The 4307-nt window shown below is 70.7% G+C and carries 4 protein-coding genes; all 4 read right to left on the reverse strand.

The features are described 5' to 3' along the window. Window positions 1-115 precede the first annotated feature (115 nt). Window positions 116-1552 carry an adenosylhomocysteinase gene (gene ahcY / locus ACFXA3_RS36995; RefSeq protein ID WP_385194660.1) on the reverse strand — a complete coding sequence of 479 codons (1437 nt, stop codon included), beginning with the start codon at window positions 1550-1552 and terminating at the stop codon, window positions 116-118. Between the two features lie 307 nt (window positions 1553-1859). Next, window positions 1860-2789 carry a cation diffusion facilitator family transporter gene (locus tag ACFXA3_RS37000; protein ID WP_385194662.1) on the reverse strand — a complete coding sequence of 310 codons (930 nt, stop codon included), beginning with the start codon at window positions 2787-2789 and terminating at the stop codon, window positions 1860-1862. Window positions 2790-2882: 93 nt separating this feature from the next. After that, window positions 2883-4040, reverse strand: coding sequence for a mannose-6-phosphate isomerase, class I (manA, locus tag ACFXA3_RS37005; protein WP_385194665.1), 1158 nt, complete (start codon window positions 4038-4040; stop codon window positions 2883-2885). 42 nt (window positions 4041-4082) lie between these two features. Beyond that, a partial coding sequence (locus ACFXA3_RS37010; protein ID WP_385194667.1) for an SIS domain-containing protein occupies window positions 4083-4307 on the reverse strand: 225 nt, incomplete at its 5' end.

Here is a 4307-nt window from a genome sequence, read left to right on the forward strand (position 1 = left end):
TCCGCCAGGACGTCGCCCACGCACCGCTCGCCCTCGCCGCGCACGGTCACCACGTTCGCGCCGGGGGCCTGCTGGACGTGCTGGTGCTGCCGCTGCCGCGTGGGGCGGTCGCGGATCAGTAGCGGTAGTGGTCCGGCTTGTACGGGCCCTCGACCTTGACGCCGATGTAGTCGGCCTGCTCCGGGCGGAGCGTCGTGAGCTTGACGCCGAGGGCGTCGAGGTGGAGGCGGGCGACCTTCTCGTCGAGGTGCTTGGGCAGCACGTAGACGTCGGTCGGGTACTCCTGCGGCTTGGTGAAGAGCTCGATCTGGGCCAGGGTCTGGTCCGCGAAGGAGTTCGACATCACGAAGGACGGGTGGCCGGTCGCGTTGCCCAGGTTCAGCAGGCGGCCCTCGGAGAGGACGATCAGGACCTTGCCGTCGGGGAACGTCCAGGTGTGGACCTGCGGCTTGACCTCGTCCTTGACGATGCCGTCGACCTTGGCCAGGCCGGCCATGTCGATCTCGTTGTCGAAGTGGCCGATGTTGCCCACGATCGCCTGGTGCTTCATCTTGGCCATGTCCGAGGCCATGATGATGTCCTTGTTGCCCGTGGTCGTGATGAAGATGTCGGCCGTCTCGACGACGTCGTCCAGCGTCGCGACCTGGAAGCCGTCCATGGCCGCCTGGAGCGCGCAGATCGGGTCGATCTCGGTGACGATGACGCGGGCGCCCTGGCCGCGCAGCGACTCGGCGCAGCCCTTGCCGACGTCGCCGTAGCCGAAGACGACCGCGACCTTGCCGCCGATGAGGACGTCGGTGGCGCGGTTGATGCCGTCGATGAGGGAGTGGCGGCAGCCGTACTTGTTGTCGAACTTCGACTTGGTGACGGCGTCGTTCACGTTGATGGCCGGGAAGAGCAGCGTGCCCTCGGACATCATCTCGTACAGGCGGTGGACGCCGGTGGTGGTCTCCTCGGTGACGCCGCGGATCTCGGACGCGAGCTGCGTCCACTTCTGCGGGGTCTCGCCGAGGGTGCGGTTCAGCAGGGTGAGGATGTGGCCGTACTCCTCGGAGTCCGCCGTGGACGGGTCCGGGGCGGAGCCGACCTTCTCGAACTCGACGCCCTTGTGGACGAGGAGGGTGGCGTCACCACCGTCGTCGAGGATCATGTTCGGGCCGCCGGTGGGGGTGTTCGGCCAGGTCAGCGCCTGCTCCGTGCACCACCAGTACTCCTCCAGCGTCTCGCCCTTCCAGGCGAAGACGGGGACGCCCTGCGGGTTCTCCGGGGTGCCGTTCGGGCCCACCGCGATGGCGGCGGCCGCGTGGTCCTGGGTGGAGAAGATGTTGCAGGAGGCCCAGCGGACGTCGGCGCCGAGGGCGACCAGCGTCTCGATCAGGACGGCCGTCTGCACGGTCATGTGGAGGGAGCCGGTGATGCGGGCGCCGGCCAGCGGCTGGGCCGCGGCGTACTCGCGACGGATCGACATCAGGCCGGGCATCTCGTGCTCGGCGAGGGTGATCTCCTTGCGGCCGAAGGCGGCAAGGGAAAGGTCGGCGACCTTGAAGTCCATGGGTGCTGCTCCTCATGGGTGGAGAAGGTGGGTACGGCTGAGCCGCGCATCGCCTGTGGGACGGTGCACCGGGCACTCAGTCCGTCGGGGGCCCTCTCTCCCCTCGGCCGGTCCTGAGGACCGCCCGACCGCCATCAGCAGCGACGCCTGACACGGTGACGAATCTACACCGGTCGGTGGAGCGGGCCCCAGCGGCCGGGGGAAGAAGGTGCCCCGTGAACTCCGGCGCGGACGGTCGCGCGAGGGCGTCCGGGGCCCGCGGCTCCCGGCACGGGGACACGGCCTGCTTCGTGCGGGGGGGGGCGGGTCAGCCCTTCGCGGCGGCTTCCGCGTCGTAGATGTCCGGCTCCAGGTAGATCACGCGGGCGATCGGGACCGCCGCGCGGATCCGGGCCTCGGCGGCGTTGATGGCGTCGGCGACCTCGGTGGCCGTGTCGTCGTGCTGGACGGCGATCTTGGCGGCGACCAGGAGCTCCTCCGGGCCGAGGTGGAGGGTGCGCATGTGGATCACGCGGGTGACGACGTCCCCGTCGACGAGCGCGTTCTTGATCTTCTCGACGTCCTCCGCGCCGGCGGCCTCGCCGAGCAGCAGGGACTTGGTCTCGGCGGCCAGCACGATCGCGATGAGGATCAGCAGGGTGCCGATGCAGAGGGTGCCGATGCCGTCCCAGACGCCGTCGCCGGTGGCGAGGGCGAGGCCGACGCCGCCGAGGGCGAGGACCAGGCCGACGAGCGCGCCGAAGTCCTCCAGCAGGACCACCGGCAGTTCGGGGGCCTTGGCGCGCTTGATGAACTGGCTCCACGACAGCGAGCCGCGGATCTCGTTCGACTCCTTGATCGCCGTCTTGAAGGAGAAGCCCTCTGCGACGATCGCGAAGAGGAGCACGCCGATCGGCCAGTACCAGTCCTCGATGGGGTGCGGGTGCTGGACCTTCTCGACGCCCTCGTAGATGGCGAACATGCCACCGACGGTGAAGAGGACGATGGAGACGAGGAAGGCGTAGATGTAGCGTTCGCGCCCGTACCCGAAGGGGTGTTGCGGCGTCGCCTCGCGCTGGGCCTTCTTTCCGCCGAGGAGCAGCAGCCCCTGGTTCCCGGAGTCGGCCAGCGAGTGGACGCTTTCCGCGAGCATCGACGACGACCCGCTGAAGACGAAGGCCACGAACTTGGCTACAGCGATGGCGATGTTGGCGGCGAGTGCCGCCACGATCGCCCTGGTACCGCCCGACGCGCTCATGGGTTTCAGAAGTCCCTTCCTCGGTACGGCGGCCCCTCCGGGGGCGCCGCGCTACGGCGGCACATTGTTGCAGCCGTGGCCGCGGACGCCACGTCAGACGGAGACGGTGGCCCGGAAGATGGTACCGATACCGGACAGTTCGACCTTTTCGCCCGCCGGGACGAAGACCGACTCCCCGGGGGACAGCGTCATTTCGCCGGCCTGCGGGTGACCCGCCGTGCACAGCAGGATCTGCGGGGCGGTGTCCGGGAGGGGGTGGGCGGCGGCGCCGGGGGGCAGGACGAAGCGGGAGAGCCGGAACTCGTCGATGGGGGTCTCGTAGACCTCCTCGCCGTTGCCCTCGGGGCGCTGCACGGCCGGGTCGCCGGCCTCGAACCGCACGACCTTCAGGAGTTCGGGCACGTCCACGTGCTTGGGGGTGAGTCCGGCGCGCAGCACGTTGTCGGAGTTGGCCAGCAGCTCCACGCCGAGGCCGTCGATGTAGGCGTGCGGGACGCCGGCGCCGAGGAACATGGCCTCGCCGGGCTGGAGCCGGACGTGGTTGAGGAGCAGGGCCGCGATCACGCCCGGGTCGCCCGGGTAGTGGTGGACGAGCGGGGCGTACGGCGCGTACGGGCCCCCGAGGCGTTCGATGGCGGCGCCGGCCTCGGCGACCGTACGGGCCATCTCGGCGCGGTCCGCGGTCAGTACGGCGGTGAGCATCTCGCGCAGGGCCGCCTCTTCGGGATGGGCCCGGAGCAGGTCGACGTACGGCTTGAGGGAGTCCACCCCGAGGCCCGCGAGCAGCTCGGCGGCCTCCAGCGGCGCGCGGAACCCGCACAGGCCGTCGAAGGGGGTGAGCGCGCAGATCATCTCGGGCTTGTGGTTGGCGTCCTTGTAGTTGCGGTGGGCCGCGTCGATCGGGACGCCGCGGCGCTCCTCGTCGGCGAAGCCCTCCTTCGCCTGCTCCAGGTCGGGGTGGACCTGGAGGGAGAGCGGGGCGCCCGCCGCGAGGAGCTTGAGGAGGAAGGGCAGCCGGGGACCGAACTTGGCGACGGCGGCCGGGCCGAGCTCGCGCTCGGGGTCGGCGGCGATGACGTCCGCGAGGGTGGTTTCGCCGGCGCCGCGGTCGAGGCGGGACGGGGCGCCGGGGTGGGCGCCCATCCACATCTCGGCCTGGGGCTCCCCGGTGGGTTCGACCCCGAGTATGGCGGGGATCGCGGTGGTCGATCCCCAGGCGTAGGGGCGAATGGTGTTCGTCAGGCGGTCCATCGGTCGTCTTTCTGGATGTGGGGCGGGGGCACGGTGCGTGCCTCAGCCGTGTCCCCTGGTCGCCAGGGCGAGGTAGGCGGTGGCGAAATCGGTGACGGCGAGGAGTTCGGCGAGCTGCTCCAGCTCGCTGCCCTCCTCGGGTTCGAGCTCGCTGACGGCCGTGTCGTGGCTGAGGGCGAGCTCGCGCGCGGCCGGGGCGGCGCTGAGGCCGCCGGTGGGCCGGTCGCGCAGCAGGACGATGTGGGCGTGGAGGGCCTGGGGCTCCTC

This window comes from Streptomyces sp. NPDC059456 (assembly GCF_042750055.1).
Taxonomy (GTDB): Bacteria; Actinomycetota; Actinomycetes; order Streptomycetales; family Streptomycetaceae; genus Streptomyces.

Excerpts from the sequence above, each read along its gene's own strand:
- ACFXA3_RS37000 (WP_385194662.1), bottom strand. The coding sequence starts at position 2,789 with ATGAGCGCGTCGGGCGGTACCAGGGCGATCGTGGCGGCACTCGCCGCC.
- ahcY (WP_385194660.1), bottom strand. The coding sequence starts at position 1,552 with ATGGACTTCAAGGTCGCCGACCTTTCCCTTGCCGCCTTCGGCCGCAAG.
- manA (WP_385194665.1), bottom strand. The coding sequence starts at position 4,040 with ATGGACCGCCTGACGAACACCATTCGCCCCTACGCCTGGGGATCGACC.